A 26305-nucleotide genomic window follows, 5' to 3' on the forward strand; every position below is an offset into this window, starting at 1 on the left:
TATTTAGTTTTCATTTTATTGATATGAAAACTAAATAGCATAAAATAAATAACTTAAAACCAGTTTATTTAGTTACCTTTTAAGTCATCAAAAAACTTTTTAACGCCGTCAAAAAAGCTCTTTGAACGAGGGCTGTTATCCCCTTCAGCATTCTCACCACAACTTTCACCAAGCTCTCTTAATAAAGCTTTTTGTTGTTCATTCAGCTTCACAGGTGTTTCAATCACGACACGACAAATTAAATCTCCTCTGCTATTACTACGCACAGATTTAACCCCTTTGTCTCTTAACCTGAAAGATTTATGAGTTTGAGTTTCTGCTGGTATTTTAAGTTTTACTCGGCCATCTAGAGTAGGTACTTCAATCTCACCACCAAGTGCTGCCATGGTAAAACTAATCGGCACGTCGCAGTATAAATTATTGCCATCGCGCTCAAAAATAGGGTGCGGTTTGACATGAATTTCTACATATAGATCGCCTGGTTGTGCACCATTTGGCCCTGCTTCACCTTCTCCAGCTAAGCGAATTCGATTATTTGTGTCAACTCCTGCTGGAATACTAACAGACAAGGTTTTGTATTCTTCAACACGGCCCTCTCCTCGACAGCTTGTGCAAGGTTCTTTGATAACCTTGCCGCGACCACGGCAGGTTGGACAAGTTTGCTGAACAGCAAAAAAACCTTGGCGCATTTGTACTTGACCTGCTCCACCACAAGTCGTACAGGTTGAGGAGGATGTACCTGGTTTGGCTCCTGAACCTTTACAAGGTTTACAACTTTGCAATGTTGGGATGCGGATCTCTTTTTGAACCCCTCCTACTGCTTCTTCTAGGGTGATTTCAATCCCATAACGTAAGTCAGATCCTCTTGCCTGGCGAGTTCTTCCTCCTCGACCCCCTCCGAACAGATCACCAAAAATGTCACCAAACATATCTCCAAAGTCGCCAGCACCGCCACCGCCCATACCGCCTTGTTCAAAAGCAGCGTGACCATATTGGTCATAGGCTGAGCGTTTAGATTGGTCACTTAAAATTTCATAAGCTTCTTTGATCTCTTTGAAAAGTTCTTCTGATTCTTTGTTGCCTTGATTTCTATCAGGGTGATGTTTCATAGCAAGGCGCTTGTAGGCTTTTTTAATTTCAGCCTCACTTGCTCCACGAGCAAGACCTAGCACTTCATAATAATCGCGTTTAGACATATAAGGTTCCGTTTTTTTAAATATAATAAACGTGCAAACGGGCGTCAAGTTACCCTAACGCCCGTGTTTCAATTGCATTAATACTTAAAACGTAGGCCACACAAGTTGTGACGTGTCTTAGGTAATTTATTTATCTTTGACTTCTTCAAACTCAGCATCAATCGTTCCATCATCAGGACGATTTGCATTTGCACCTGCTGCTTCGCCTTGCGGCTGACCTTGTGCTTGTGCTGCTTCCATTAATTTACCAGAAACTGCAATTAGCGCTTGAGTTTTAGCATCAATTTCTGCTTTATCTTCACCTTTAACTGCTGCTTCTAACTCATTGGTCGCATTTGTGATAGCTGTTTTATCTTCTTCAGATAAACTTGCTCCCACTTCTTCTAACTGTTTGCGAGTTGCATGAATCATTTGATCAGCTTGGTTACGAGTAGAGACTAATTCCTCAAATTTACGGTCATTTTCAGCATTCGCTTCTGCATCACGTACCATTTGTTGGATTTCTTCTTCACTTAAACCAGAAGAGGCTTTGATTGTTATTTTTTGTTCACGATTCGTATTTTTATCTTTTGCTGAAACATGCAAAATACCATCAGCGTCGATATCAAATGTTACTTCAATTTGTGGCATACCACGTTGTGCAGGTTGAATACCATCAAGATTAAATTGACCTAATGATTTATTATCAGCAGCACGTTTACGCTCACCTTGTAACACGTGAATTGTCACAGCTGACTGGTTATCTTCAGCAGTTGAGAACACTTGGCTATGTTTTGTCGGGATAGTTGTATTTTTGTTGATTAATGGTGTCATTACACCACCCATTGTTTCAATCCCTAATGATAATGGGCTTACGTCAAGTAATAAAACGTCTGTCACATCACCACTTAATACACCACCTTGTACTGCTGCGCCGATTGCAACTGCTTCATCAGGGTTGACATCTTTACGAGGTTCTTTACCAAAGAAATCCGTTACAGTTTTTTGAACAAGTGGCATACGGGTTTGACCACCCACTAAAATCACATCATTAATATCGTTAACAGATAAGCCAGCGTCTTGTAAAGCAACTTTTAATGGTTCAATTGAACGATTAATTAAGTCTTCTACTAGTGATTCAAGTTTTGCACGAGTCACTTTTAAGTTAAGATGTTTTGGTCCCGTTGCATCAGCTGTGATATAAGGCAAATTCACATCTGTTTGCTGAGCTGATGATAATTCAATTTTAGCTTTTTCAGCTGCCTCTTTTAAGCGTTGCATCGCTAATGGGTCTTGACGCAAATCGAAACCTTGATCTTTTTTGAACTCTTCGACTAAGTAGTTAATTAAACGGCTATCAAAATCTTCACCACCAAGATGAGTATCACCATTAGTTGCTAATACTTCAAATGTTTTTTCACCATCAACTTCATCAATTTCGATAATGGATATATCAAATGTACCACCACCTAAGTCATACACTGCGATTGTACGGTTTCCTTTAGCTTTATCCATACCATAAGCAAGTGCAGCTGCAGTTGGCTCATTGATGATACGTTTAACTTCTAAACCAGCGATACGACCTGCATCTTTGGTTGCTTGTCTTTGTGCATCATTAAAGTAAGCAGGAACAGTAATAACTGCTTCTGTCACTGATTCACCAAGGAAGTCCTCAGCTGTTTTTTTCATTTTTTTCAATACTTCAGCTGAAATTTGTGGTGGCGCAATTTTTTCGCCTTTAATTTCAATCCAAGCATCGCCATTATCCGCCTCTACTATTTTGTAAGGCATAATATCTTTATCACGCTGAGCTTCGCTATCTTGGAAGCGACGTCCAATTAAACGTTTAATTGCAAATAATGTGTTTTCAGGATTCGTTACTGCTTGACGTTTCGCTGGTTGGCCGACTAAAATTTCACCGTCTTGTGTATAAGCAATGATTGAAGGGGTTGTGCGATCGCCTTCAGCATTCTCAATAACACGAGCTGTATCTCCATCCATTACTGCAACACAAGAGTTAGTTGTTCCTAAGTCAATACCAATAATTCTACCCATGATTTTCTCCAATAGTGTAGTTTATATAATTAAATATTTATTTAAGTCTTAGTATAATTTATAACAATGCCTTATGCCGTTAATATATGGCTAAAGAGTGTTATTTCAAGTAAGCATTGTATGAAATTAAATTAAAGTAATTTAGCAATGTTTATATTTGGGGGATATATTGCATCGCTTCTCACTTTACTATGTGGGGTTTAGAAATTAAACTTCAAGGGGTGGGGTAAAAATATTCCTAAATTGACTTATCTTTGCATAAAGATAATTTAACTTATCTTCATTACTTTTTTATAAGATTGCATCTTCATGTAGGTGTAAAATTATGGGGAATATGAATGTTTAAATTAAACTACATTTAAATACTTGAGGTAATAGAGTCAGTTTGTTTACTGTGAATAAAGCTTATAATTCGGTAAAGTGTCTGTTTGTCCTGCTACCTAAAATAGAAACATAATAGACAATTGTTGAACGAATTCAATCTGGAAACGTTTTTTTCAGAATATTAAATTCAAATATTTAACGACTGGATGTTCATTAATCATCAAGCAGTAGAATGTAATATGCGATATTACTATAACATAAAGGCTAAACTGTGCAATTAGTTATTCTATTGAACTTTTTGACATTTACCTGTACCCCTTTCAGTATTAAATGAAATGCGATTGTTAACATCAAATGCTGTGACTACATTCAACACTGAGCCTTTGCACATCTCACTTATTTTCCATTAATCGTAAATAAGGGTATATCTTACCAATATCCCCCTTATTAGGGCACTTTTGTAGATTGATTCGCATAAGCTTGTGCCCATGTAATAAGTAACATATTTAATGACTTGGGTTTTATCATTCTAATGATTCTTGCAACGTTGTGCCGTGTGGGAATACCTTGCTTGTAGGGCATTTGATGAAACCACTTAAGGCTCAGATTACCAAACTTAGTGATTGATGCCCATGTCGAATAATCACAAATCAATACTATAAGCACTAAAAAGCGATTTCTTTAACCGAATAGACTTGAATTCGCCAGGCAATTTGATCATATTTAAGCAAAAATAACCTTAAAAAATATTTAAGAACAATTAATTTAATTAAAGTTTGATTTATCTCTGTTGAAATCATCAAAACAATGTTTTTAGCAAATTAAGTCATCTTTTATATGAACAATCCATTTGATCTTTATGTTTCATTCTAATCAATAAAATCAAGTGTTTGGAAAAGTGCAATCATTTTGGGTTCATCCTCACAAAAAGCATGAAATTGAGTAATGAAACTTACCAATGCATCCTTGTCACTAGAATATGCGCTGAACATATCAGCTTCTGGGTCGAAACTAATTTTTTCTGCAAGGTGACTTAAGTTTAATTCTAGGAAGGTGGATGCTAAATTAGCCCAATCATAACCACCGCCTTCAAAGCCATCATCACTACGCATTTCAAAGATATGATCCTTATACATCCCTGCGTTTAAAATAACTGAGTAGCCGTTACCTGCTGCTGATGTATATTCAAGGAAACTGAAAGGTTTTATCTTACTATTAATATCATTCATGAGAGCGCCTCTATCGGTTAAGGTGATAAATAATAAACATATTTATTTGAATTATCATGTCAATTTATTGAATTATTCGTCCTGATTGTGATTAATTTATCAATAGGACAAGGGGAACGTGCATTTATTTATCATGCGAATTTAATAATCATTTTAATATACTGGTTATTACAGCGAGTCAATTGAAATATATGAATTATAAAATTTCAATATAAATAAATCAATAGCTTAATGTAAAGGTGGCTTGACTCCTGTCATACGCATAGGTGCGATACTCATGCATTATTTTTAATGGTTAAAATGTTCGATCTAAAAATAAATATATTAGGGATTTTTCATCAGCTAACATGCAGCGATAGTTTACAAACTGTATCGCAGCCAACAAGAATCCGGATATCCCAATGGTTGCTTTATCAAATGTCATATCGCTGATCTGTAATAAAATAGCTTCATCGTGACTGACATGTATTGTCGTCATACCATCTTCGGGATGTCTAAGGCTTGTCAAACAATCAATTAAAGCAGGGTAATTTTTCCCGTAAAAATCAGGAAAACCAAATAGATCTGTCAATTTTTGATGTAAATCATCATATGTTTTAATCGTCGAAAAATCTAAGGTTAACTCAGTAAGTTTCATTATATTTAACCTTATATATTCAAAATTCGATTTCATGAAGATGGAAACTTAGGAGACAACCTAAAGGTAGCTATGTGGCTTCTCACTGCCCTAATGGGCGTTGGGTTTACGGCGAAATTACTAAGAAAAAATTCGTTTGTTTATTCTTCCGCACAATACTAAAACAGTATTGATATGTCTACTTATTTATTTTTCAAATTCTTATAGATAAATCAGGGGTGTTATCTCAAATAAGTGGCGTGGCCTATATTTCACCTCAAGATATTTTTTGCGTTTTATCCTGTGTGTCGTACAACCCTGTTTTTCAGGGCGGGGATAAAAGGCACTCTTTTAACATTTTCAACAGATTTTAAACGATCTTGAACGCGCCTACAAAAATTTCTTTCAAAAACGAGCGGCCTTCCTACGGATTAAAAAACGCTGTCAATATAATGTTTTTTGCTATCCGTAAGGCGTGAAGCTCGATTAGGAAAATAACCGTATATTCTTGTCAAAACTAGGGGGAAGGTACTGGCCGTAAAGTCATAGGTCCAGTGAAGCTAATGATTTAGAATTGGCATGCTTTATCTGTGATGGTGGTAGACTGTGCAATTAGAAAACGCAATCTCCGCGAAGCGGAGATTGATAAAACCGTAGACTTGTGAAAATTTTAATTTCTCAACTCACACCATGAATAATTCGTTATCAAATTAAGATGTTTTGTGCGCCATTTCTGTTCTAACTTGGATAGGTGGATAAGGCATTTTCAAACCGGCTAGTCGGAAATTGCGTAATATATTTTGATGTACAGCATGTCTTAAAGGCATTAAGAAACGCACACTATTTGTGTGAACCCGTAAATTAAATTGCTGTATACCATTTTCCATGTTAATTAAAAAAGCTTCCGGTGGAACAGGGGTGTCAACTACCATATCACAATCATTTGCGGCTTTTAATAACAGTTCTGTGACGAGTGCAGTATCAGCATCTTGTTCTACAGGAATGGTCATAATAATACGGGTAATAGGATCAGATAATGACCAATTTATAAATTGCTCCGTAATAAAGGCTTTATTCGGTACAATGATCTCTTTATTATCAAAATCTACAATCTCAGTTGCCCGTGTTCTAATTCTGGCTATCGTGCCTGTTAAATTTCTTAAGGTTACGACATCGCCTATTCTGACAGGTTTTTCAAATAATAAAATTAAGCCTGAGATGAAATTGGCGAAGATCTCTTGTAAACCAAACCCAAGCCCAACACCTAACGCTGCGATAAGCCATTGTAATTTTGACCATTCGATACCTATCCATGAAAACCCAATAATTCCACCAATTAGCATAATGACATACTTGGTTAACGTGGTGATAGTAAACCCTGTGCCTGGTTGTAATTCAAGGTGTTGTAAAATGGCAAGTTCTAGTAATGCGGGTAAGTTTCTGACTAATTGGGCGGTAATAATAAATACAAGCGTGGCGACTAATAATGAAGCAATGGTAATAGCTTGAATGGTTTCTGTGCCCTGTACGATTTGTGTTGTCTGCCAAAGACGCATGTTATTTAAAAAGCTAAATGCTGAATGTAGCTCTGACCATAATAAAGCGACAAGGATAAATCCTGTTAAAGTTAATAGTGAACCTACTAATCTTAAGGATTGTGCACTGATTGTATCTAAATCAATAGGTACCATGTCTATTTCAATAGAGCCTTCGTTAGAGGCAATTTCTTTAGATTCTTCTAATTGGCCTTGTTTAGCACGTTCAGCCAAAATTTCAGCTCGTTTTTGTTTTGCACGTTCAAAATCAAGTTTGCGTCTTTGAATGAGCATGCCTCTATGGACTAAATGATAAGTAAAACGTAGAGTGAAAATAATTAATAAAGAAGTTTCAAGGCGAATCAAAAGAGCTATTGAAGTGGATAAATAACCAATACTTGCAGCAATTGCAGCAACAATGGGGGCTGCAATTAATAACGTCCAAAAAAATCGATTGATAATTCCATCATTCGCATTTCGGTTACTTTTTAATATTAATACTCCTGCCCGTTTAAAACTTATAGTGACTAAAGTAATGGCAATACATAGTAATATAAATGCAAATCTGCCCAAGGAATTTGCAAATTCTCTATCATTATAAGTATCAAACGTGGTTGTCAGGACAATTAATGGCACAATTACCCAAATGGACAAAGAGTAATAACGCATCGCTCTGTTGACTGTTTCTGACTTCCAACGAAAATGAGCCCTAAATAGACCTTGTGGGTGTGAAAAAAGTTTGCTTAGCATGAATATCCATAAAATTGGAACAGTACTTAGTACACCGTTTCCTAGTGCTACAGCTAATGGATATTCCCATGCATTACTAAGAATATTACCTATCGTCGCCCAAAGAATCGGGAGAGGTAGAGACATAAATAAAGCCCAAATAATGGCTCGAATTGTTAAATAAAAACTGTCTTGGGTTACTTTACCTACTTTTATACTACTGCGCTGAAGAAATGCAAAATGCTTCTTTTTAAGGCTGAAACTGATAATTACCAAAAAAGCACTAAATAGAAGAAATAGGATGTCCATGATATCTTGAGTTGCGCTTTTGATGGCTAAGTGAATTTCTTTGATGCTTTCAGTTGAAAAAAATCGCAAAACATCTTTGGTGATTTCAAACGGAAAGTTAATCGAAATGGGCGTTAAATCCGCTATCCAAAATAAGTGCCTATGGCTTGCTTCTCGGACTTGACTTAATGCATCGATAAGTTGGGAATTTGCCACAATCAGTCTAGTTAATTCGACAGTTTGCGTATCTAGATTAGCTAGTAATGAGGATAAAAGCTCACGTTTTGTATTCAGCTGTGCAGAGGCAATTTTCGCTTGCTCTTTTGTTAATTCCTCACCATCATCTTGGAATAATTCAGAAATATTTGGAAGATCATTGAGTTCTCTTTGAAATCCAATCCGTTTAACCTTGATATTTGCCATATCGGTATTTAATGTTTGGGTAAGTGGCATTTCTGGTAATCTGGCAACTTCAGCTCGAAGAGATTCTCCTAAAACGGGAGATGACCCTAACCACTGTGCTTGTTCTGTGAAGTTATTTAATACTTCTCTTACTTGTTGGGTATTAGAAGCAGTTAAACGTTGCCTATTTACAAGGGACTGAATTGATTGTGTTTCTTGATTTAATATTTCGGATAGTTCACGACTTCTTGTGAGCAAATTTTGTATGCTCACTGGTAATACAGCTTGTGACTCGGCAATTTGATTGGTCTGCGCCAAGGCTTTTTCTGCTTCTTGTTGTCTGAGTGAATTAAGCCCCTCTCTGAGCTTATCTAAATAGGTATCTGACGAGTCATATCTTGCTCGGTAAAGTTCTATGCGTAAACGTGACAATTCCTGTCTATTATTAGCAGAGAGCTGGGAAAGTTCGAGTTCTTCAATTTTCACACTTTGAGCATATTGTTCTGCTTGCATTCCAAGTGCTTGAATTCTAGATAATGGTGTGCTTTCAGTGCTAACATCAGCTAACCTTCTTTGTATCTCAGTTAAGCGATTTCTTGCATTTGCAATCAATTGAGGGGTTTGTGTTAATGAGATTTCCCTTAATATTTCTTGCTCTTGTTGCATCTGCCTATCAAATTCTAATCTTTGACTACTTGCTCTAATGATAGCCTGCTCAAAATCAGCTGCTGTTTTTGCTTGAATTTTAGGTGAGGGTTGAGTCAGCGCTTCTTTAATTTTAAGGTTTAACTCATCCACATATTTATTATAATTATCAATCACTGACTGATAGCGTTGGCTATTAGCTCGTGAGTTTTGTGCTTCTTTTAACCAATTGATACTCGTTTTAAGGCTTTCTATAATTTCTGTTTGATTTAAGAGATTATTATTACTTTCCGCTGCGCTAAGCTCACTTTCTAGTTGTTCAATCGTAACCTGCGCGTATAGCGGTGGCGCAAGAAATAAGCTTATCATAGCAAGAAGACATATACATTTTTTTCCTGAGTATATTAGTGCTCGCATATGAGTTTTAAATTTATCCATAAATTCTATTCGTTTTACTTCCCTAAACATGATGTATCCTTGCGAGTGAATTTAACCAGTTGAATGCGTTTAAGTCTTTCAAATGCTAAAAATATAACGGGTGTGCTAAATAGAGTCAATAACTGACTAACTACTAATCCCCCAACGATAGCCATACCAAGAGGTTGACGTAATTCGGCGCCATCTCCTTGTCCTATCATCAATGGAATTGCGCCGCAAATAGCGGCAAGTGTTGTCATGATAATTGGCCTAAACCGTATTTTACACGCTAATTCAATTGCTTCTATAGCTGTTTTATTGTCATTTTTTTGTAGATTTAGTGCAAAATCTATCATCATGATAGCATTTTTCTTTACAATACCAATAAGTAATAAAATCCCTATTAAGGCAATTAAACTAAACGGTGCATCAAATAGCTTAAGCGCAAGTAATGCACCTAGGCCAGCTGATGGCAAAGTTGATAAAATGGTTAAAGGATGAATATAGCTTTCATATAATATCCCAAGTACTAAATAGATAGTGATAATCGCCCCAAGAATTAAGTAAAGTTGGTCTTGATTGTTTTGTTTAAATAGTTTTGCCGTACCAGCAAAACTACCTTGTATGGTATTGGGTAGCCCAATTTCAACCATGGTTCGGCTAATCGCTTCTGTTGCTGATGAGAGTGTATATCCTTCAGGTATATTAAAAGCAATAGTCGTCGCTGCGGATAATTGTTGGTGATTGACTGATAAAGGTGCATTAGTAGATTGCCAAGTCGCAATTGAGGCAAGTGAGATTGGATTTTGAAAACGATTAACTAAATACATTTGTGATAAGGACTGTTCATCAGCGGTAAACTCAGGCTTCACTTCCAAAATAACTTGATATTGATTGCGATCATCTAGTATGGTTGAAACAGTACGTTGCCCATATGCACTGTTGATCAAAGCATTCGCTTCGCTGATACTGGAATCAAGCTGGCTTAAGGTATCACGTTGATAATTTAATCGTATTTCAGCGCCATTATCCTGGCTGTCAGAATCAACACCTTCAAGTTCAGGTAAAGCTGACAATGCTAATCTTACTTTAGGCGCCCATTCTCTTAGTAATTGAACATCATCACTGAGCAAGGTAAATTGATAACTGGCATTTCCTTGACGGCCACCAGCCCTAAAATCTTGTACTGGTCTCATAAATAGTGTGGCACCAGCTTGGTCTTTTAAGTTTTCTTTAAGGTCATTGATCACGCTTTGAATTGAGCCTCGTTCTGCTAATGGTACTAAAGAAATAAACATATTCGCACTATTAGTCCTTGAACCGCCAGTATAACCACTGACATTATCAACACTAGGGTGGGCTTTGACAATTTCCATAAAAGTCTTGAGTCTTTCTGACATCGATTGAAATGATGTTGCTTGATCAGCTCTAATAAATGCAGAAATTCTACCTGTGTCTTGTTCTGGAAAGAATGTTTTGGGCAAGCTAATGAATAACCAAACTGTCATGGCTATTGTGGCTAAAAACATAAAAAAAGTGATGGTTTTGAAACGAATGGCGATTTTTAGCAATTTGCCATATCCAAGTTCCAATTTATCAAAGCATATTATAAATAGTCTACTTGGTGCTGATACTACTATTTTAACGTAATGCAATAGTGTTTGTGTATTGGATTGTTTTAGTTTACCTTCTGATAAAGGCGAAGCTGTAAGGTTAACAGAGCTAGATGCTTTGAGTTTAAATAATCTTGCACTCAGCATAGGAGTCAAGGTTAATGACACAAATAAAGAAATTAAAATTGCGATACTGAGTGTCGCGGCAAATTCATAGAAAATTAACCCTTGAATACCTGGTGCAAATAAAAGTGGGATGAATACAGCGATAAGAGAAAGGCTAATTGCACAAACAGTAAAACCCACTTCACTTAAGGCTTTTTCAGCAGCACGTAATGGTTTTTCTCCTTTTTCTATATGTCTTGAGATATTTTCTAAAATGACAATTGCATCATCAACAACAAATCCAGTTGCAATAGTTAAAGCCATTAACGTCAGGTTATTTAGGCTAAAACCAAGAAAATGCATTACGCTAAAGCTCCCAATTAAGGAAATTGGCACTACAATTGCAGGAATTAAGGTCGCTTTGGCTGACTGTAAAAATAGGTAGACAATAATAATAACTAAAATAACAGCCATAATTAAAGAGTGTTCAACTTCTGCTAACGATGCTCGGATAGTAGGGGTTCTGTCTTGTGCAACGTTTAAATTAATTTCGTCAGGCAGTAGTGATGTAAGTTGGGGTAATCTCTCTTTGATTCTGTCTACAGTCGCTATAATATTTGCATTTTGACTTCTTGTAACAATCATTAAAATCGCAGGCTTGCCATCACTCATACCTAAAGTTCGTTCATCTTGGGTTGCATAATTGATATCAGCAACCTCTCCTAATTTAACTACGCCACCTGTAGAGCTATAACGCAAGATAATATTCTCATAATCAGAAGTCTGCTTGAGCTGATCGTTTGTGGAGATTTGATAATGTGCGCTTTGAGATTCAATTTCACCTAAAGGACGTCTTTGGTTTGCATTGCTAATAATGGTCGCAACATTTTGTATTGCAATACCTTGATTAAACAAGCTAAGAGGATTCAACTTGATTCTAATCGCTGGTAAGGCACTGCCCCCTAATGACACATCTCCCACTCCTTCAATTTGGGCTATTTGAGGGGAAAGTTGTGTGTTAGCAATATCATATAACTCACCTAGCGTATGGCTATTTGAGGTTAACGTCAAAATCATAATGGGTTCATCTGATGGATTGATTTTGCGATAACTTGGCGCTGAAGTCATACCACTTGGTAACATTGGCATAGCTGAATTAATCGCCGCTTGCACCTCTCTTGCTGCATCATTGATATCTTTGCTGATATCAAATAATAAGACGATCCGGGTTGAACCTAATGAGTTAGTGGATGTCATCTCTTCAACACCTGCAATTGTACCCAATGCAGCTTCTAGAGGGGCTGCGACACTTGAGGCCATCGTTTCAGGATTTGCACCAGAAAGAGACGCTGACACTGTAATGACAGGTAAATCAATATTAGGTAAAGGAGAGACTGGCAATAAATTAAAGCCAAGACTACCGGCAAGCAAAATTGCAATACTCAGTAGCCAAGATGCAACTGGCCTATGGATGAAAAGATGAAAAAATTTCATATCACCCTTTCTCCACAACTAAATTAGTCTTTAAATTGAGTGCATTTACCGGATTGAGATGCTTTTTTGTTGAAAACTTATCAAAAAAGAGATAAATGATAGGTGTGGTAAATAAAGTTAACACTTGACTGACTAATAGGCCGCCGACCATTGTAATGCCAAGTGGTTGTCTTAATTCTGAACCGACACCTGTCCCTAACATTAAAGGAATCGCACCGAGTATTGCAGCCATGGTTGTCATTAATATAGGCCTAAATCTAAGCAGGCAAGCTTGGTAAATTGCCTCTTTTGGTGTTAAGCCTTTCTCTCTCTCAGCAGCTAAAGCAAAGTCAATCATCATGATTGCATTTTTTTTGACAATACCAATTAATAATATGATCCCAATTACGGCTATCATATCAAGTTCTTTACCTGCAATAAATAATGCGAGCAAAGCGCCAATCCCTGCAGTTGGCAAGGTGGACAGAATCGTAATTGGATGAATATAACTTTCATATAAGATGCCTAGCACAATATACATTGCAATGATTGCTGCAATAATTAGCCAAACCGTACTACTCAGCGCCGCTTCAAATGCAAGAGTTGAGCCTTGAAAACGTGTTTGCATATCCTCAGGTAATTGAATTTGACTTTTTACCTGATTAATTGCTGATACGGCATCACTCAATGCATAACCTTCTAGCCGATTGACATCGAAAGAAAAAGTTGCAACGGGAAACTGTGCAAGGTGATTCACAGATAGATGGGTTGACTTTGGTTCAAAACTCGCGATTGCTCGCAATGGTATCATGTCACCATTGGCATTTTTTAAGTGGATTGTTTCAAGTGATTGAATAGGTGACCATGCATTTTGTTCACCACCTGTTTGGTTGGTTTTATTCTCCCCAAGAGATCCTAATACAATACGATATTGGTTAGATTGGGTATAAAGGGTCGCAATTTGTCTTTGACCAAATGCATTATAAAGGGCACTGTTAATTGCACTCATGCTAATCCCAAGTCGAGTGGCTGTATCTCTATTTACATTTACATATAACATCGCCCCTTGATTTTGCCAATTGTTACTGACATCTATGATTTCAGGCAAGTTATTTAATTCTTGCATAAAAGTAGGCACCCAGCGCTCTAATTGGTCAAGTGAACTTGCTTGTAATGTAAATTGATAAGGAGTTCTGGACACTTGTGTTTCAATTGTCAGATCTTGCTGCGGTTGAAGATAAACCTCAATTTCAGGAATCATCTTCAATGTTTCTTTAATGTCAGAAATAATTTCATCAATTCGGGTTGTGCGATCGGATAGAGGAATTAAAGCAATTTGAACTTTCAAACTATTTAATGTTGAATTTGTGCTATCTACACCGACAAATGTTGTGATGTTATCTATGTATTGATTTTTTTCTAGTGCGACCGTTATCTCTTCTTGTAAAGACGTCATTTTTTCAAAAGAACTAGACTGTTTTGCAATAATGGTACCTTGAATTAAGCTATTGTCTTGAAGTGGAAAGAATCCTTTCGGTATAAAAAAATACATCAATACCGTGATGACAAAAGTTGCAATTGCAACACTAAGGGTCAATTTAGGGTAGTTTAGTACTCGCCGTAATCCCTTGCCATAAAGCGCAATAATATAATTAAAAAAATGCTCAATCATAACGGAAAAACGATTTTGTTTGTATAAGTGAGGATTTTTTAAGAATCTCGCACATAACATTGGTGTTAAAGTTAAAGATACGACACCTGAAATGAGGATCGCAATTGCTAAAGTGACAGCAAATTCGTGAAATAATCGCCCGATGATATCCCCCATAAAAAGTAGAGGGATCAAGACTGCAACTAGTGACAAGGTCAACGATATAATAGTAAAGCCGATTTCTTTTGCGCCGATCAAAGTTGCCTCTAAAGGGGAAAGACCTCCATCATGCTCGACTATTTCACCATTTGCTGCTCTAAGCTCAGCATCTCCCTTTTTAGACTCTAAATATCTCGATATGTTCTCAATCACCACAATAGCATCATCTACGACAAATCCAGTTGCAATAGTAAGAGCCATTAACGTAAGATTATTAATTGAATATCCTAATAAATAAATGACAGCAAAGGTACCTACTAAAGATAGTGGTACCGCAATGCTTGCAATAAAGGTTGCAGCCATATTCCTCAGGAATAAGTAGATAACCATGATAACTAGACCAATTGCAAAAAATAGTTCAGTTTGCACATCGTGTATAGATGCTCGGATGCTATCAGTTCTATCTGTTAATACGTTAACAGTAACGCTTTTAGGTAAGGTATCAATTAAATTTGGTAAAAAATCTCGAATCGCATCAACTGTTTCAATGACATTTGCACCAGGTTGCCTTTGAATGTTGACGATAATTGCAGGTTGACGATTGCTCCAAGCCCCTAAATATAGATTCTCTGGTGCTTCTTGAACAGTCGCAATATCACCTAGTCTTACTACGGAATTTTTATCTTTATTATAGTAGACAATGATATTTTGGTACTCAGCAGGGGTCGCCAATTGATCATTTGCTGAGAGTGTAATGGATCTTTCTGGCCCATCAAAACTCCCTTTTGCTGAATTAACGCTTGCACTTGCAAGAGCTGTTCTGACAGTTTCTGAATCAATGCCATAGGACGCTAATAGAGCTTGATTGAGTTCAATGCGGATAGCTGGTTTTTGGCCGCCAGAAAGCGAAACAAGTCCTATTCCGCTGACTTGTGCGAGTTTATGCACTAAGCGATTTTGAACTAAATCGGCAACTTGTGTCATGGGTAAACTGTCACTGACAACAGCAAGGGTCATAACAGGTGGATCTGCTGGGTTAACCTTATTGTAAATAGGTGGGTACGGTAAATCTTTTGGTAGTAAGTTTGACGCTGCATTAATTGCTGCTTGAACTTCTTGCTCAGCAATATCCATACTTAAAGATAAGCTAAATTGTAGTGTAATGACGGAAACACCATTCGAACTTTGAGAGTACATGTCTTGAAGGCCTGAAACTTTTCCAAATTGCCGTTCTAGTGGTGCGGTTACGGCTGTTGCCATAATATCAGGGCTTGCTCCAGGATAAAAGGTTACTATTTGTATTGTCGGGTAATCTACTTGTGGCAAAGGAGCGACAGGCAAGGAGCGATAACCTAATAACCCCGCAATCAAAATAGCACACATCAATAATGTCGTTGCAACAGGTCTTAATATGAATAATGATGAAATGCTTTGTGTGTGTGTGCCGTCAGTATTCATACCACTTTGGGAGATAGTATTTGCTTGGTTTTCAGAGCATTGTTCAACATTGTTGCTTGTATTTAATTGCGTCATTTTAATTATCCGATACCATTGGTTGGTTAATCATTTGGACTTTTGCACCTTGTGTTAGCCTATCAACACCATCGGTAACAATCGTATCATTGAGGGCTAGACCGTCTTCTATCGCAACTAAATTGTTATGCCGTATTCCAGTTCTAATATTGACTTTTTCAACCTGCCAAGCAGGAGCGGAGTGTTCATTGCTTTCAGGTGAAGAACTATCACTGGCTGCAGGAATAACACGCCAAACAAATTCACCTTGGGCACCTGTTTGAATCGCTGAAACTGGCAGGGCTAAAGCATCTTTTTGGGTATTGAGCTTAATCACTAAATTGACAAATTGGTTTGGAAATAGCAGATTTTCTGAATTAGGAAATTCAGCTTTAATTTGCAAAGTACCTGTTGTTCTATCAATTTGATTATCAAAACTAATCACCTTTCCTTGCGCGAGCTGTTCTGAAAGGTCACTATTCCAAGCTTCTAATGTAATTTCATTATGATTAAATGCTTTTCGTATCTCTTGCACATAGCGCTCAGGTAAGCTAAATAAAATATCAATCGGATTAGTTTGAGTAAGTGTCAATAAAGGTTGAGTGCTTGCTTGGACATAGTTACCCACGCTGATTTGTTCCAGCCCACTGTTGCCAGAGATGGGTGCTAAGATTTGCGTGTAGCTCAATTGGAGTTCAGCATTATCTACTTGGGCTTGGCTGCTTGCCACAACTCCTTCGAGTTGTTTAACTAGAGCTTTTTGAGTAGCAAGCTCTTGTTGTGAAACTGCACTTTGCAGTTTGAGTTGATTAAAACGAGCCACATCAGCTTTTGCATTATCTAAATTAGCTTGATCTTTTAATAATTGCCCTTTAGCTTGTTCAAGCGCTATTTCAAAACTACGAGGATCGATGCTAAATAATAAGTCCCCTTCTTTAACATATTGCCCCTCTTTAAAATGAACCTGTATTAATTCACCACTCACTCGGCTTGTAATAGTCACGGTTTCTTTTGCTTGAACGGTTCCGAGTGAGTTGAGTTGATTTGCAATATCCTGCAAAGTAACAGGCACGACTTTAACAGGAGGAAGAGGTTGATTCGCACCACCTCTTGCTCCCCTTGCAGAAGATGTTTTAGGCGTATCAGCAGACGTTTTAGCATCTGAGTTCGCTGCACGGTTATAAAACCAGATAGCAGCAATGGCAATTGATACAAATAAACCTATAATTAAAAAATATTTTTTAAGTTTTGATTTGCGAGGTTCAAGGTGATTTGTTGACAGTGCCATGGCGTTCCTTTAAAAAAATATTGGTGAATAACTTAAATGAGAAAAATGAGTGCATGAATCTATCATATAAAGAGATAGCATAGTCATTACATTTTTTTTATAAATAGCCTATGCGCAAAGATACTAAAAACAATGTAAAACAGTGTCAATTATTGGGGGTTAATAAACGATAAGCCAAATAATTGGCATATGACATACAAATATGAGCTAAAAATAAAACTTTAGCATGATGCGTTACATTAACGCTAAATAAACATCTGCTATTCTCTGAGTAAAAATTTGCCGAAAATTGTTGTTTTTAATGGGTATGTCACGCGTAAAAGCAATATAGCGACCATCAGGAGAGCAAACGACTGCTTCTGGATTGATGGGAGGTGATAGTGATTGGGTTATTGGAATGAAAACTTTCGTTTTGATAAAACTAAGATAAATTGCATTGTTACAGGCGATTGCAATACAAGAGCCACTGGGATGCCAAGTAAAAGCCGATTGCATGGATGAAATAGAATGGGTTAATTGTGTAATTAAACCATTTTTTGTTTCTACTATGCATAATTGAGTGACACCATGAGAGTCTTTCATTAAACAAGCTATGTACTGACCACACGGTGAGGAGCGAAGCCAATGTCGGATACTATGGCATATGCCAGGAAAGAGTCTATCTTGGGTATGAGTTAATCGACGATGTCGAATGCCACTAATTGTAGGTGGCAGAAGCAATTTATCTTCAGTCATATGTTGATGGTGCGGTGTATGCCATTTACTTTCATCGTTAGGTAAATCAGCAATGAAAATTTCAGTGATTAAATTGCCTTCTTCTGTTCTTACATCCCCCATATACGCAATAGACCAACGCTGCCTAGTTCCATCAGAAAGTAGATAGCCAGTATTACCAATCCAGCACTCCTCATATGCTTTTTCAATTTCATCAGATCCAAAAGTAGCTAAATCAGTGGTTTGAGTAATAAGTGCGCAATAATATTCACCGACATATTGCTTATCATGAGCAGGAATAAACGATACAGGCGGACCTTTGTAGCCTATTGCAACATTGCGCTTAGCAAATGGAGATTTGGTAATGGAAAGTAAAAAATCATCATAGGTAAAACTTACTTTGGTGCCATCATGAGAAAACATGTGAACGTGAGAGCCCCCACTTAGAACGCCTGGTATGCGAGGGATAGACTCATTGAAACTATCCAAATTACTTACTTGCCAGTGGCCATATTGATCACAAGTAGCAATCACACCTCGGCGATAATGAAAGTTGTACTGCCACGCATCATATGGATTTTCAGGGCCGTGAATGAAAATATACTGGTTATCAATAGCGGGGTTAGCGGTAACAACACCTACACAGGCTTGGTGAGATGAACGATAAATACACTCAATCTCACCTGTGTGAATATTGATACGTTCAATGACTGTATTGTCAAATTTTGATTGTGATTTGCGACAATCATAGACGAGCCAATTCGAATCAGAAGACCACACTTGGGCGTTAGTTAATTGGTGAAACTCAGGTTGAGATGTAATCTGCTTAAGCATAAAAGGACCTTTACTCATTTGAATATAAGGAAAAGACAATTTAGGTATAAAATATAGGTAAATATTAAACTTTAGTCAAAGAGTATAGCAGTAAAAATAAAATTGTGATGGTGGTTAAGCGTTAAAATAAATGAAGAAAAAAATTGCGATAAATTAAACTATGTGTATAATAGACAGAACATATCTAATTAAGGTGTGTATGTAAAGTGAATTTAAAACACGATACATCGTACAATACTCCCGATTGGGGGGTTAAATACAAAGGACTTTCATGCTAGCTTAGAGTATTAAGCAAGTGTGATTTTTTTCGTTTTCAAATTAATTAAACAAAGGGAGCTCTGGTCTCATGCAGAACCAAAGAATCCGTATCCGCCTAAAAGCATTCGATCATCGCTTAATTGATCAATCAACAGCTGAAATTGTTGAAACTGCTAAGCGCACAGGCGCACAAGTACGTGGTCCAATTCCTTTGCCAACGCGCAAAGAGCGTTTTACTGTATTGATTTCTCCGCATGTTAATAAAGATGCGCGTGATCAGTATGAAATTCGCACTCACAAACGCCTAGTCGATATTGTTGAGCCAACAGAAAAAACTGTTGATGCACTTATGCGTTTGGACTTGGCTGCTGGTGTTGACGTCCAGATTAGTCTGGGTTAACAGGCATCAAGATTGAGAGGTTAAGATAATGATTGGTTTAGTCGGTAAGAAATTAGGAATGACACGTATCTTCACTGAAGAAGGTGTATCGATTCCAGTAACAGTAATTGAAATAGAAGCTAACCGTGTAACACAAGTTAAAGACTTAGAAAGCGATGGTTATCGCGCTATCCAAGTTACAACTGGTGCGAAAAAAGCTAGCAGGGTAAAAAAGCCACAAGCAGGTCATTTTGCTAAAGCCGGTGTAGAAGCTGGACGTGGATTGTGGGAGTTTCGTCTTGCAGAAGGTGAAGACTACACAATTGGTCAAGATATCAGTGTGACATATTTCGAAAATATCCAAAAAGTTGATGTAACTGGTAATTCTAAAGGTAAAGGATTTGCAGGTACAGTAAAACGTTGGAATTTCCGTACTCAAGATGCGACACATGGTAACTCTTTATCACACCGTGTACCAGGTTCAATTGGTCAAAACCAAACACCAGGTAAAGTATTTAAAGGCAAAAAAATGGCTGGGCAGCTAGGTAACGAGCGTGTAACAGTACAGAGCTTAGATGTTGTTCGTGTTGATGCAGAGCGTAATCTACTGTTAGTTAAAGGCGCTGTTCCAGGTGCAACTGGCGGTGATTTAATCGTTAAACCCGCTGTTAAGGCTTAACGTCTAGGAGATAGGCATGGAATTAGTAATCAAAGACGCAAATCGTCAACTATCTGTTTCCGAAGCTACCTTTGGTCGTGAGTTTAATGAAGCACTCGTTCACCAAGTAGTTGTTGCTTATGCAGCAGGTGCTCGTCAGGGAACTCGTGCGCAAAAAACACGTGCTGAAGTTGCAGGAACAGGTAAAAAACCATGGCGTCAAAAAGGTACAGGCAGAGCGCGTGCTGGTAATGCGAAAAGCCCAATCTGGCGTTCTGGTGGTGTGACATTTGCAGCAAGACCACAAGATCACAGCCAAAAAGTAAACAAGAAAATGTATCGTGGCGCAATTTTGAGTATTTTATCAGAATTAGTACGTCAAGATAGATTGATCGTTGTTGAGAACTTCGCTGTTGAAGCGCCAAAAACAAAATTATTAGCACAAAAATTAAAAGATATGTCTTTAAATGATGTGTTAATCGTTACTCATGAATTTGATGAAAATCTATTCTTAGCAGCGCGTAATTTATATAAAGTTGATGTGCGTGACACAGCTGGAATTGATCCAGTGAGTTTAATTGCATTTGATAAAGTCGTAATGACAGCTGATGCAGTGAAACAAATTGAGGAGATGTTAGCATGATCCGCGAACAACGTTTATTAAGTGTGCTTCGTGCACCACATGTTTCAGAAAAAGCTTCAACAGCAATGGAAAAAACTAATACATTAGTTCTTAAAGTTGCTAAAGATGCTACGAAACTTGAAATAAAAGCTGCTGTACAAAAGCTATTTGAAGTTGAAGTTAAGGATGTGAATACTCTTGTTGTTAAAGGCAAGGTAAAACGTCACGGTCAACGTATCGGTCGCCGTAGTGACTGGAAAAAAGCTTATGTTACATTAAAAGAAGGCCAGAATTTAGACTTAGCTGGCAGCGTCGAATAGGTCAGAGGAGTGAATAACGATGGCAGTTGTTAAATGTAAACCTACGTCTCCTGGCCGCCGCCATGTAGTGAAAGTTGTCAATCCTGAACTACATAAAGGTAAGCCTCATGCACCACTATTAGAAAAATTAACTAAAAGTGGCGGACGTAACAATAATGGACGCATTACCACTCGTCACATCGGCGGTGGTCATAAGCAACATTATCGTATTATAGATTTCAAACGTAATAAAGATGGTATCCCTGCAGTTGTTGAGCGTTTAGAGTATGATCCTAACCGTTCAGCGAATATTGCTTTAGTGCTATATAAAGACGGTGAAAGAAGATATATTCTTGCACCAAAAGGTCTTAAAGCAGGTGATGAAATTATTTCAGGAAGTGCAGCAGCAATCAAACCAGGTAATGCGCTACCAATGCGTAATATACCTGTCGGTGCGACAGTTCATAATATTGAGATGAAACCAGGCAAAGGCGGTCAATTAGCTCGCTCAGCAGGTGCTTATGCTCAAATCGTTGCTCGTGATGGCGCTTATGTAACAATTCGTTTACGTTCTGGCGAAATGAGAAAAGTCCCTGTTGATTGCCGTGCAACACTTGGTGAAGTAGGAAACTCTGAACATATGTTAAGAGTTTTAGGTAAAGCTGGTGCATCTCGTTGGAGAGGCATTCGTCCTACAGTACGCGGAACTGCGATGAACCCAGTTGATCATCCGCATGGTGGTGGTGAAGGTCGTAACTTTGGTAAACATCCTGTAACGCCTTGGGGCTTACAAACCAAAGGTAAGAAAACTCGTAGCAATAAACGTACTGATAAGTTTATTGTTCACCGTCGTAAAAAATAATTACTAATTAAATAGAGGTAAGTTATGCCACGTTCTCTCAAGAAAGGTCCCTTCATTGACCTGCACTTGCTGAAGAAGGTAGAGAAAGCGGTCGAAGTGAGTGACAAAAAGCCTATTAGGACTTGGTCACGTCGTTCAACTATCTTTCCTAATATGATCGGATTGACCATTGCAATACATAATGGTCGTCAGCATGTTCCAGTATTTATTACCGACGAAATGGTTGGTCATAAACTAGGTGAATTTGCGCCGACACGTACTTATCGCGGTCATGCGGCCGATAAAAAAGCCAAAAAGCGCTAAGGTAGGAGGTTGAGATGGAAACTATAGCAAAATATCGCCACGCTCGCTCTTCTGCACAGAAGGTACGTTTAGTAGCGGATTTAATACGCGGTAAAAATGTCATGCAGGCACTTGAAATTTTAACTTTCACTAATAAAAAAGCTGCGGCTTTAGTGAAAAAAGTTTTAGAGTCTGCAATTGCAAATGCGGAACACAATGATGGCGCAGACATCGATAATTTGAAAGTAAGTAAAATTTTTGTCGATGAAGGTCCAAGCATGAAGCGTATTATGCCTCGTGCAAAAGGGCGCGCTGATCGTATTCTTAAACGTACAAGCCACATTACAGTGGTTGTGTCAGACCGCTAAGACTCAGGAGAATAGCAATGGGTCAGAAAGTTCATCCAAATGGTATTAGACTAGGCATTGTTAAGCAGTGGAACTCAACTTGGTACGCAGGTACTAAAGATTTCGCTGATAATGTAGACAGTGACTTTAAAGTTCGCCAATTTTTGATAAAAGAATTAGCTAAAGCATCAATTTCACGCATTGTAATTGAAAGACCTGCTAAAAGCATTCGTGTAACTATTCATACAGCTCGTCCTGGTATCGTTATAGGTAAAAAAGGCGAAGATGTAGAAAAATTACGTGCAGCTGTTAGCAAGATTGCAGGTGTACCTGCTCAAATCAATATTGCTGAAATTAAAAACCCAGACAAAGATGCAAAACTAGTTGCTGAAAGCATTGCTTCACAATTAGAGCGTCGTGTTATGTTCCGTCGTGCTATGAAGCGTGCGGTACAAAATGCAATGCGCATGAATGATGTCAAGGGTATTAAAGTTGAAGTGAGTGGTCGTTTAGGTGGTGCTGAAATCGCACGTACTGAATGGTACCGTGAGGGACGTGTTCCTCTTCACACGCTAAGAGCTGATATTGATTATAATACTGCTGAAGCGCATACAACTTATGGCGTTATTGGTGTCAAGGTTTGGATCTTCAAAGGTGAAGTGTTAGGTGGTATGGCTGAACTTGAACAAGCTGATAAACCAGCTGCGCCTCAACCGGCTAAGCCTCGCAAGAACCGTAAGTAAGGAGATTCGAGAATGTTACAACCAAAACGTACTAAATTCCGTAAAATTCATAAAGGACGTAATCGTGGCCTAGCAGCTGGAACTGATGTTAGTTTCGGTTCATTTGGTCTGAAGTCAGTTGATCGTGGTCGTTTGACTGCGCGTCAAATTGAATCAGCTCGTCGTGCAATGACAAGAGCGATTAAGCGTCAGGGTAAAATTTGGATTAGAGTATTTCCAGACAAACCAATTACTGAAAAACCATTAGAAGTACGTATGGGTAAAGGTAAAGGTAATGTTGAGTATTGGGTAGCCCTAATCCAACCTGGAAAAGTACTTTATGAAATGGATGGCGTGCCAGAAGAGCTTGCAAGAGAAGCGTTCAAACTGGCTGCAGCCAAACTGCCAATTAAAACCACTTTTGTAACCAAAACGGTGATGTAATGAATATAAAAGAATTGCGTGAAAAAAGTGTAGAACAGTTGAATGAAGAGCTTATTGAATTACTTCGTGAGCAATTCAGCTACCGCATGCAACTTGCAAGCGGTCAATTGCAACAAACTCACTTATTGAGACAGGTTCGTCGAAATATTGCGCGTGTTAAAACAATTATTACAGAGAAGGCTGGTGTGTAATGAGTCAAACAAATATTCGTACACTTCAAGGTCGTGTAACTAGTGATAAAATGGATAAATCCATCGTAGTCGCAATAGATAGATTTGTAAAACATCCTGTCTACGGTAAATTTATCAGACGTACAACTAAACTTCATGTACATGATGAAAATAATGAATGCGGAATCGGAGATTTAGTAGAAATACGTGAATGCCGTCCAATTTCTAAAACTAAATCATGGACTTTAGTCAATGTTGTAGCTAAAGCTATTATCTAAGTTAGCAAAACGATTTAAATAAGCGATTCATTATTTTAATGAGTCGCTTATTTTTTTGTATCCAAAGAGAGGAAAGTGTTATATACTTTGCGACCCCTTAATTTGGGTTTTTATAGTTTGTGAGAGATCACAAAAAGGTTGAAAGTAAACATCTGTTTTTTAAGATGTTAGCTTTTATATGTTCGGTAGTAGACTAATCGGAGCACAAGATGATCCAAGAGCAGAGCATGCTGACAGTAGCTGATAATTCAGGTGCGCGTCGCGTAATGTGTATCAAGGTTCTAGGTGGCTCACACCGTCGCTACGCAGATATCGGCGATATCATCAAAATTACTATCAAGGAAGCAATTCCTCGTGGTAAAGTGAAGAAAGGCGATGTTCTGAAGGCGGTTGTTGTGCGCACTAGAAAGGGCGTGCGTCGTCCTGATGGTTCAGTAATTAGATTTGATGGTAATGCATGCGTTATCTTAAATAATAACAGTGAACAACCAATTGGAACGCGTATTTTTGGGCCAGTGACGCGTGAGCTTCGCGGCGAAAAATTCATGAAAATTATTTCATTAGCCCCAGAAGTACTGTAAGGAGCGGATAATGGCATCTAAGATACGTCTTAATGATGAAGTTATCGTGATTACCGGTAAAGATAAAGGTAAACGCGGTAAAGTAAAACAAATGCTTGGTACAGGTAAAGTAATGGTTGAAGGTATTAATATGGTTAAAAAACACCAGAAACCTAACCCTAACCTAAACCAACCTGGTGGTATTATTGAAAAAGAAGCTGCTTTAGATATTTCTAATGTTGCACTTTACAATCACACTACAGGTAAAGCAGATCGTGTTGGTTTCAAGTTTGAAGATGGAAAAAAAGTAAGATTTTTCAAATCAAACAATGAAATCGTTAAGTAGTTTTTATTTTGAATTTATGGAGTAAGTAAGATGGCGAAACTGCATGATTTTTATAAAGACGAAGTGATAAAAAAACTGATGTCAGAATTTGGTTATCACTCTGTCATGCAAGTCCCTCAGATTAAAAAAATCACATTGAATATGGGCGTAGGTGAAGCAATTGTTGATAAAAAATTGCTTGAAAATGCGGCGGCTGATTTGACTGCAATCTCAGGTCAAAAACCCCTAATCACTAAAGCACGTAAATCAGTTGCTGGATTTAAAATACGTCAGGGCTATCCAATAGGTTGTAAAGTAACATTACGCGGTGAGCGTATGTGGGAATTCTTTGAAAGATTGGTAACAATTGCAATGCCAAGGATTAGAGACTTCCGTGGACTTTCAGCTAAATCTTTTGATGGTCACGGTAATTACAGCATGGGTGTACGTGAGCAGATCATATTCCCTGAAGTTGATTATGATAAAGTAGATCGTATCCGTGGTCTTGATATTACAATCACAACTAGTGCTAAAAATGATGATGAAGGTCGCGCTTTATTAGCAGCATTTAATTTTCCATTCCGTAAGTGAGGCATAAAAAATGGCTAAAAAATCTATGAAAGCTCGTGAAGCAAAACGTGCTGAGTTAGCTGAAAAATACTTTGCAAAACGTATGGAGCTAAAAAAGCTGGTATCTGATCCAAAAACATCTGACGAAGAGCGTTGGGATTCTGTAATGAAATTACAAAGTCTTCCTCGTGATTCTAGTTTATCGCGTAAACGTAATCGTTGCCGTCAAACTGGACGTCCACACGGAATCGTGAGCAAGTTTGGATTGAGCAGAATTAAATTGCGTGAAGCTGCTATGCGTGGGGAAATCCCAGGCCTTAGAAAAGCTAGTTGGTAATATTAAATATTAATCACGGGAGAAATACCTTATGAGCATGCAAGATCCTATCGCGGATATGCTAACCCGTATCCGTAATGGTCAAGCAGCAGCTAAAGTTGCTGTCTTAATGCCATCTTCAAAATTAAAAGTTTCGATTGCGCAGCTTTTGAAACAAGAAGGATACATTGAAGATTATAAAATTACAGGCGATACAAAACCTGAATTGGAAGTGACATTAAAGTACTTCCAAGGCAAACCAGTTGTTGAAAAAATTCAAAGAGTAAGTCGTCCAGGTCTTAGAATTTATAAGAGAAAAGACGAATTACCTAAAGTAATGGCCGGTTTAGGTATAGCGATTATATCTACATCAAAAGGCATCATGACTGATCGTGCCGCTCGCCAAGCTGGACTTGGTGGCGAAATCATCTGCTATGTCGCTTAATTAG

At 37.9% G+C, this 26305-nt stretch carries 26 protein-coding genes and 1 pseudogene; 17 read left to right on the forward strand and 10 right to left on the reverse strand.

The genetic code is table 11. The annotated features are described in order from the left end of the window. Window positions 1–68: 68 nt before the first annotated feature. The 5 genes from dnaJ to BMW37_RS00705 form a co-directional block, all read right to left on the reverse strand. On the reverse strand, window positions 69–1196 hold the full coding sequence (gene dnaJ, locus BMW37_RS00685; RefSeq protein ID WP_093316679.1) for a molecular chaperone DnaJ: 1128 nt from the start codon (window positions 1194–1196) through the stop codon (window positions 69–71). A gap of 126 nt (window positions 1197–1322) precedes the next feature. Then, window positions 1323–3230, reverse strand: coding sequence for a molecular chaperone DnaK (dnaK, locus tag BMW37_RS00690; protein WP_093316682.1), 1908 nt, complete (start codon window positions 3228–3230; stop codon window positions 1323–1325). Window positions 3231–4001: 771 nt separating this feature from the next. Further along, window positions 4002–4220, reverse strand: a complete 219-nt coding sequence (locus tag BMW37_RS15830; RefSeq protein ID WP_093316684.1) for a transposase family protein — start codon at window positions 4218–4220, stop codon at window positions 4002–4004. A 203-nt stretch (window positions 4221–4423) separates the two neighbouring features. After that, complete coding sequence (locus tag BMW37_RS00700) at window positions 4424–4783, reverse strand: Imm51 family immunity protein (RefSeq protein WP_093316686.1); 360 nt, start codon at window positions 4781–4783, stop codon at window positions 4424–4426. A 295-nt stretch (window positions 4784–5078) separates the two neighbouring features. Then, a complete protein-coding gene (locus tag BMW37_RS00705) occupies window positions 5079–5420 on the reverse strand; it encodes a barstar family protein (RefSeq protein ID WP_093316688.1) in 342 nt (113 codons plus the stop codon). Between the two features lie 340 nt (window positions 5421–5760). Here BMW37_RS00705 and BMW37_RS15395 point away from each other — a divergent pair. Continuing rightward, window positions 5761–5868, forward strand: a pseudogene (locus tag BMW37_RS15395) (hypothetical protein); the annotation flags it as partial. 241 nt (window positions 5869–6109) lie between these two features. On the opposite strand, the gene mscM reads toward BMW37_RS15395, so the two are convergent. From mscM to BMW37_RS00735, 5 genes are all read right to left on the reverse strand, one after another. Continuing rightward, window positions 6110–9466: a miniconductance mechanosensitive channel MscM gene (gene mscM, locus BMW37_RS00715; protein ID WP_245710985.1), complete on the reverse strand. Its 3357-nt coding sequence runs from the start codon at window positions 9464–9466 to the stop codon at window positions 6110–6112. Beyond that, the gene (locus BMW37_RS00720; protein WP_093316691.1) at window positions 9451–12627 is read right to left on the reverse strand and encodes an efflux RND transporter permease subunit; all 3177 of its coding nucleotides are present in this window, start codon (window positions 12625–12627) and stop codon (window positions 9451–9453) included. Before BMW37_RS00720 ends, mscM begins: the two co-directional genes overlap by 16 nt. Window position 12628: 1 nt before the next feature. Beyond that, window positions 12629–15874 carry an MdtB/MuxB family multidrug efflux RND transporter permease subunit gene (locus tag BMW37_RS00725; RefSeq protein WP_093316950.1) on the reverse strand — a complete coding sequence of 1082 codons (3246 nt, stop codon included), beginning with the start codon at window positions 15872–15874 and terminating at the stop codon, window positions 12629–12631. Between the two features lie 76 nt (window positions 15875–15950). Beyond that, window positions 15951–17216 carry an MdtA/MuxA family multidrug efflux RND transporter periplasmic adaptor subunit gene (locus tag BMW37_RS00730; RefSeq protein ID WP_093316692.1) on the reverse strand — a complete coding sequence of 422 codons (1266 nt, stop codon included), beginning with the start codon at window positions 17214–17216 and terminating at the stop codon, window positions 15951–15953. 234 nt (window positions 17217–17450) lie between these two features. Further along, the gene (locus BMW37_RS00735; protein ID WP_177168547.1) at window positions 17451–18764 is read right to left on the reverse strand and encodes a DUF3748 domain-containing protein; all 1314 of its coding nucleotides are present in this window, start codon (window positions 18762–18764) and stop codon (window positions 17451–17453) included. Between the two features lie 346 nt (window positions 18765–19110). Here BMW37_RS00735 and rpsJ point away from each other — a divergent pair, with 346 nt between their 5' ends. The 16 genes from rpsJ (at window position 19111) to rpsH (ending at window position 26301) form a co-directional block, all read left to right on the forward strand. Next, window positions 19111–19422 (forward strand): 30S ribosomal protein S10, encoded by a 312-nt coding sequence (gene rpsJ / locus BMW37_RS00740; RefSeq protein WP_001181005.1) that lies wholly within the window; start codon window positions 19111–19113, stop codon window positions 19420–19422. A 28-nt stretch (window positions 19423–19450) separates the two neighbouring features. Then, entirely contained in the window at window positions 19451–20080 is a 630-nt protein-coding gene (rplC, locus tag BMW37_RS00745) for a 50S ribosomal protein L3 (RefSeq protein WP_093316696.1), read from the forward strand. Window positions 20081–20096: 16 nt separating this feature from the next. Then, the gene (rplD, locus tag BMW37_RS00750) at window positions 20097–20702 is read left to right on the forward strand and encodes a 50S ribosomal protein L4 (protein WP_093316698.1); all 606 of its coding nucleotides are present in this window, start codon (window positions 20097–20099) and stop codon (window positions 20700–20702) included. Further along, window positions 20699–21001: a 50S ribosomal protein L23 gene (gene rplW / locus BMW37_RS00755; protein WP_093316701.1), complete on the forward strand. Its 303-nt coding sequence runs from the start codon at window positions 20699–20701 to the stop codon at window positions 20999–21001. Before rplD ends, rplW begins: the two co-directional genes overlap by 4 nt. A 19-nt stretch (window positions 21002–21020) precedes the next feature. Continuing rightward, complete coding sequence (rplB, locus tag BMW37_RS00760; RefSeq protein WP_093316703.1) at window positions 21021–21842, forward strand: 50S ribosomal protein L2; 822 nt, start codon at window positions 21021–21023, stop codon at window positions 21840–21842. 24 nt (window positions 21843–21866) lie between these two features. Further along, window positions 21867–22145 (forward strand): 30S ribosomal protein S19, encoded by a 279-nt coding sequence (gene rpsS, locus BMW37_RS00765; RefSeq protein ID WP_093316706.1) that lies wholly within the window; start codon window positions 21867–21869, stop codon window positions 22143–22145. A 14-nt stretch (window positions 22146–22159) separates the two neighbouring features. Further along, window positions 22160–22492, forward strand: coding sequence for a 50S ribosomal protein L22 (gene rplV, locus BMW37_RS00770; RefSeq protein ID WP_093316708.1), 333 nt, complete (start codon window positions 22160–22162; stop codon window positions 22490–22492). Between the two features lie 17 nt (window positions 22493–22509). Then, complete coding sequence (gene rpsC, locus BMW37_RS00775) at window positions 22510–23214, forward strand: 30S ribosomal protein S3 (RefSeq protein WP_093316711.1); 705 nt, start codon at window positions 22510–22512, stop codon at window positions 23212–23214. 12 nt (window positions 23215–23226) lie between these two features. Continuing rightward, a complete protein-coding gene (rplP, locus tag BMW37_RS00780) occupies window positions 23227–23637 on the forward strand; it encodes a 50S ribosomal protein L16 (protein ID WP_093316713.1) in 411 nt (136 codons plus the stop codon). After that, window positions 23637–23828, forward strand: a complete 192-nt coding sequence (rpmC, locus tag BMW37_RS00785; RefSeq protein WP_093316716.1) for a 50S ribosomal protein L29 — start codon at window positions 23637–23639, stop codon at window positions 23826–23828. The genes rplP and rpmC overlap by 1 nt, the downstream gene beginning before the upstream one ends. Beyond that, on the forward strand, window positions 23828–24085 hold the full coding sequence (gene rpsQ / locus BMW37_RS00790; RefSeq protein WP_093316718.1) for a 30S ribosomal protein S17: 258 nt from the start codon (window positions 23828–23830) through the stop codon (window positions 24083–24085). Before rpmC ends, rpsQ begins: the two co-directional genes overlap by 1 nt. 209 nt (window positions 24086–24294) lie before the next feature. After that, window positions 24295–24666 (forward strand): 50S ribosomal protein L14, encoded by a 372-nt coding sequence (gene rplN / locus BMW37_RS00795; protein WP_093316721.1) that lies wholly within the window; start codon window positions 24295–24297, stop codon window positions 24664–24666. Between the two features lie 10 nt (window positions 24667–24676). After that, entirely contained in the window at window positions 24677–24991 is a 315-nt protein-coding gene (gene rplX / locus BMW37_RS00800) for a 50S ribosomal protein L24 (protein WP_093316723.1), read from the forward strand. 30 nt (window positions 24992–25021) lie between these two features. After that, window positions 25022–25561, forward strand: coding sequence for a 50S ribosomal protein L5 (gene rplE, locus BMW37_RS00805; RefSeq protein WP_093316726.1), 540 nt, complete (start codon window positions 25022–25024; stop codon window positions 25559–25561). A 10-nt stretch (window positions 25562–25571) separates the two neighbouring features. Further along, window positions 25572–25877, forward strand: a complete 306-nt coding sequence (gene rpsN / locus BMW37_RS00810; RefSeq protein WP_093316728.1) for a 30S ribosomal protein S14 — start codon at window positions 25572–25574, stop codon at window positions 25875–25877. A 31-nt stretch (window positions 25878–25908) separates the two neighbouring features. Further along, window positions 25909–26301, forward strand: coding sequence for a 30S ribosomal protein S8 (rpsH, locus tag BMW37_RS00815; protein WP_093316731.1), 393 nt, complete (start codon window positions 25909–25911; stop codon window positions 26299–26301). Window positions 26302–26305 lie beyond the last annotated feature (4 nt).

Origin of the sequence: Thorsellia anophelis DSM 18579 (assembly GCF_900111395.1) — a bacterium.
GTDB classification, from domain to species: domain Bacteria; phylum Pseudomonadota; class Gammaproteobacteria; order Enterobacterales; family Thorselliaceae; genus Thorsellia; species Thorsellia anophelis.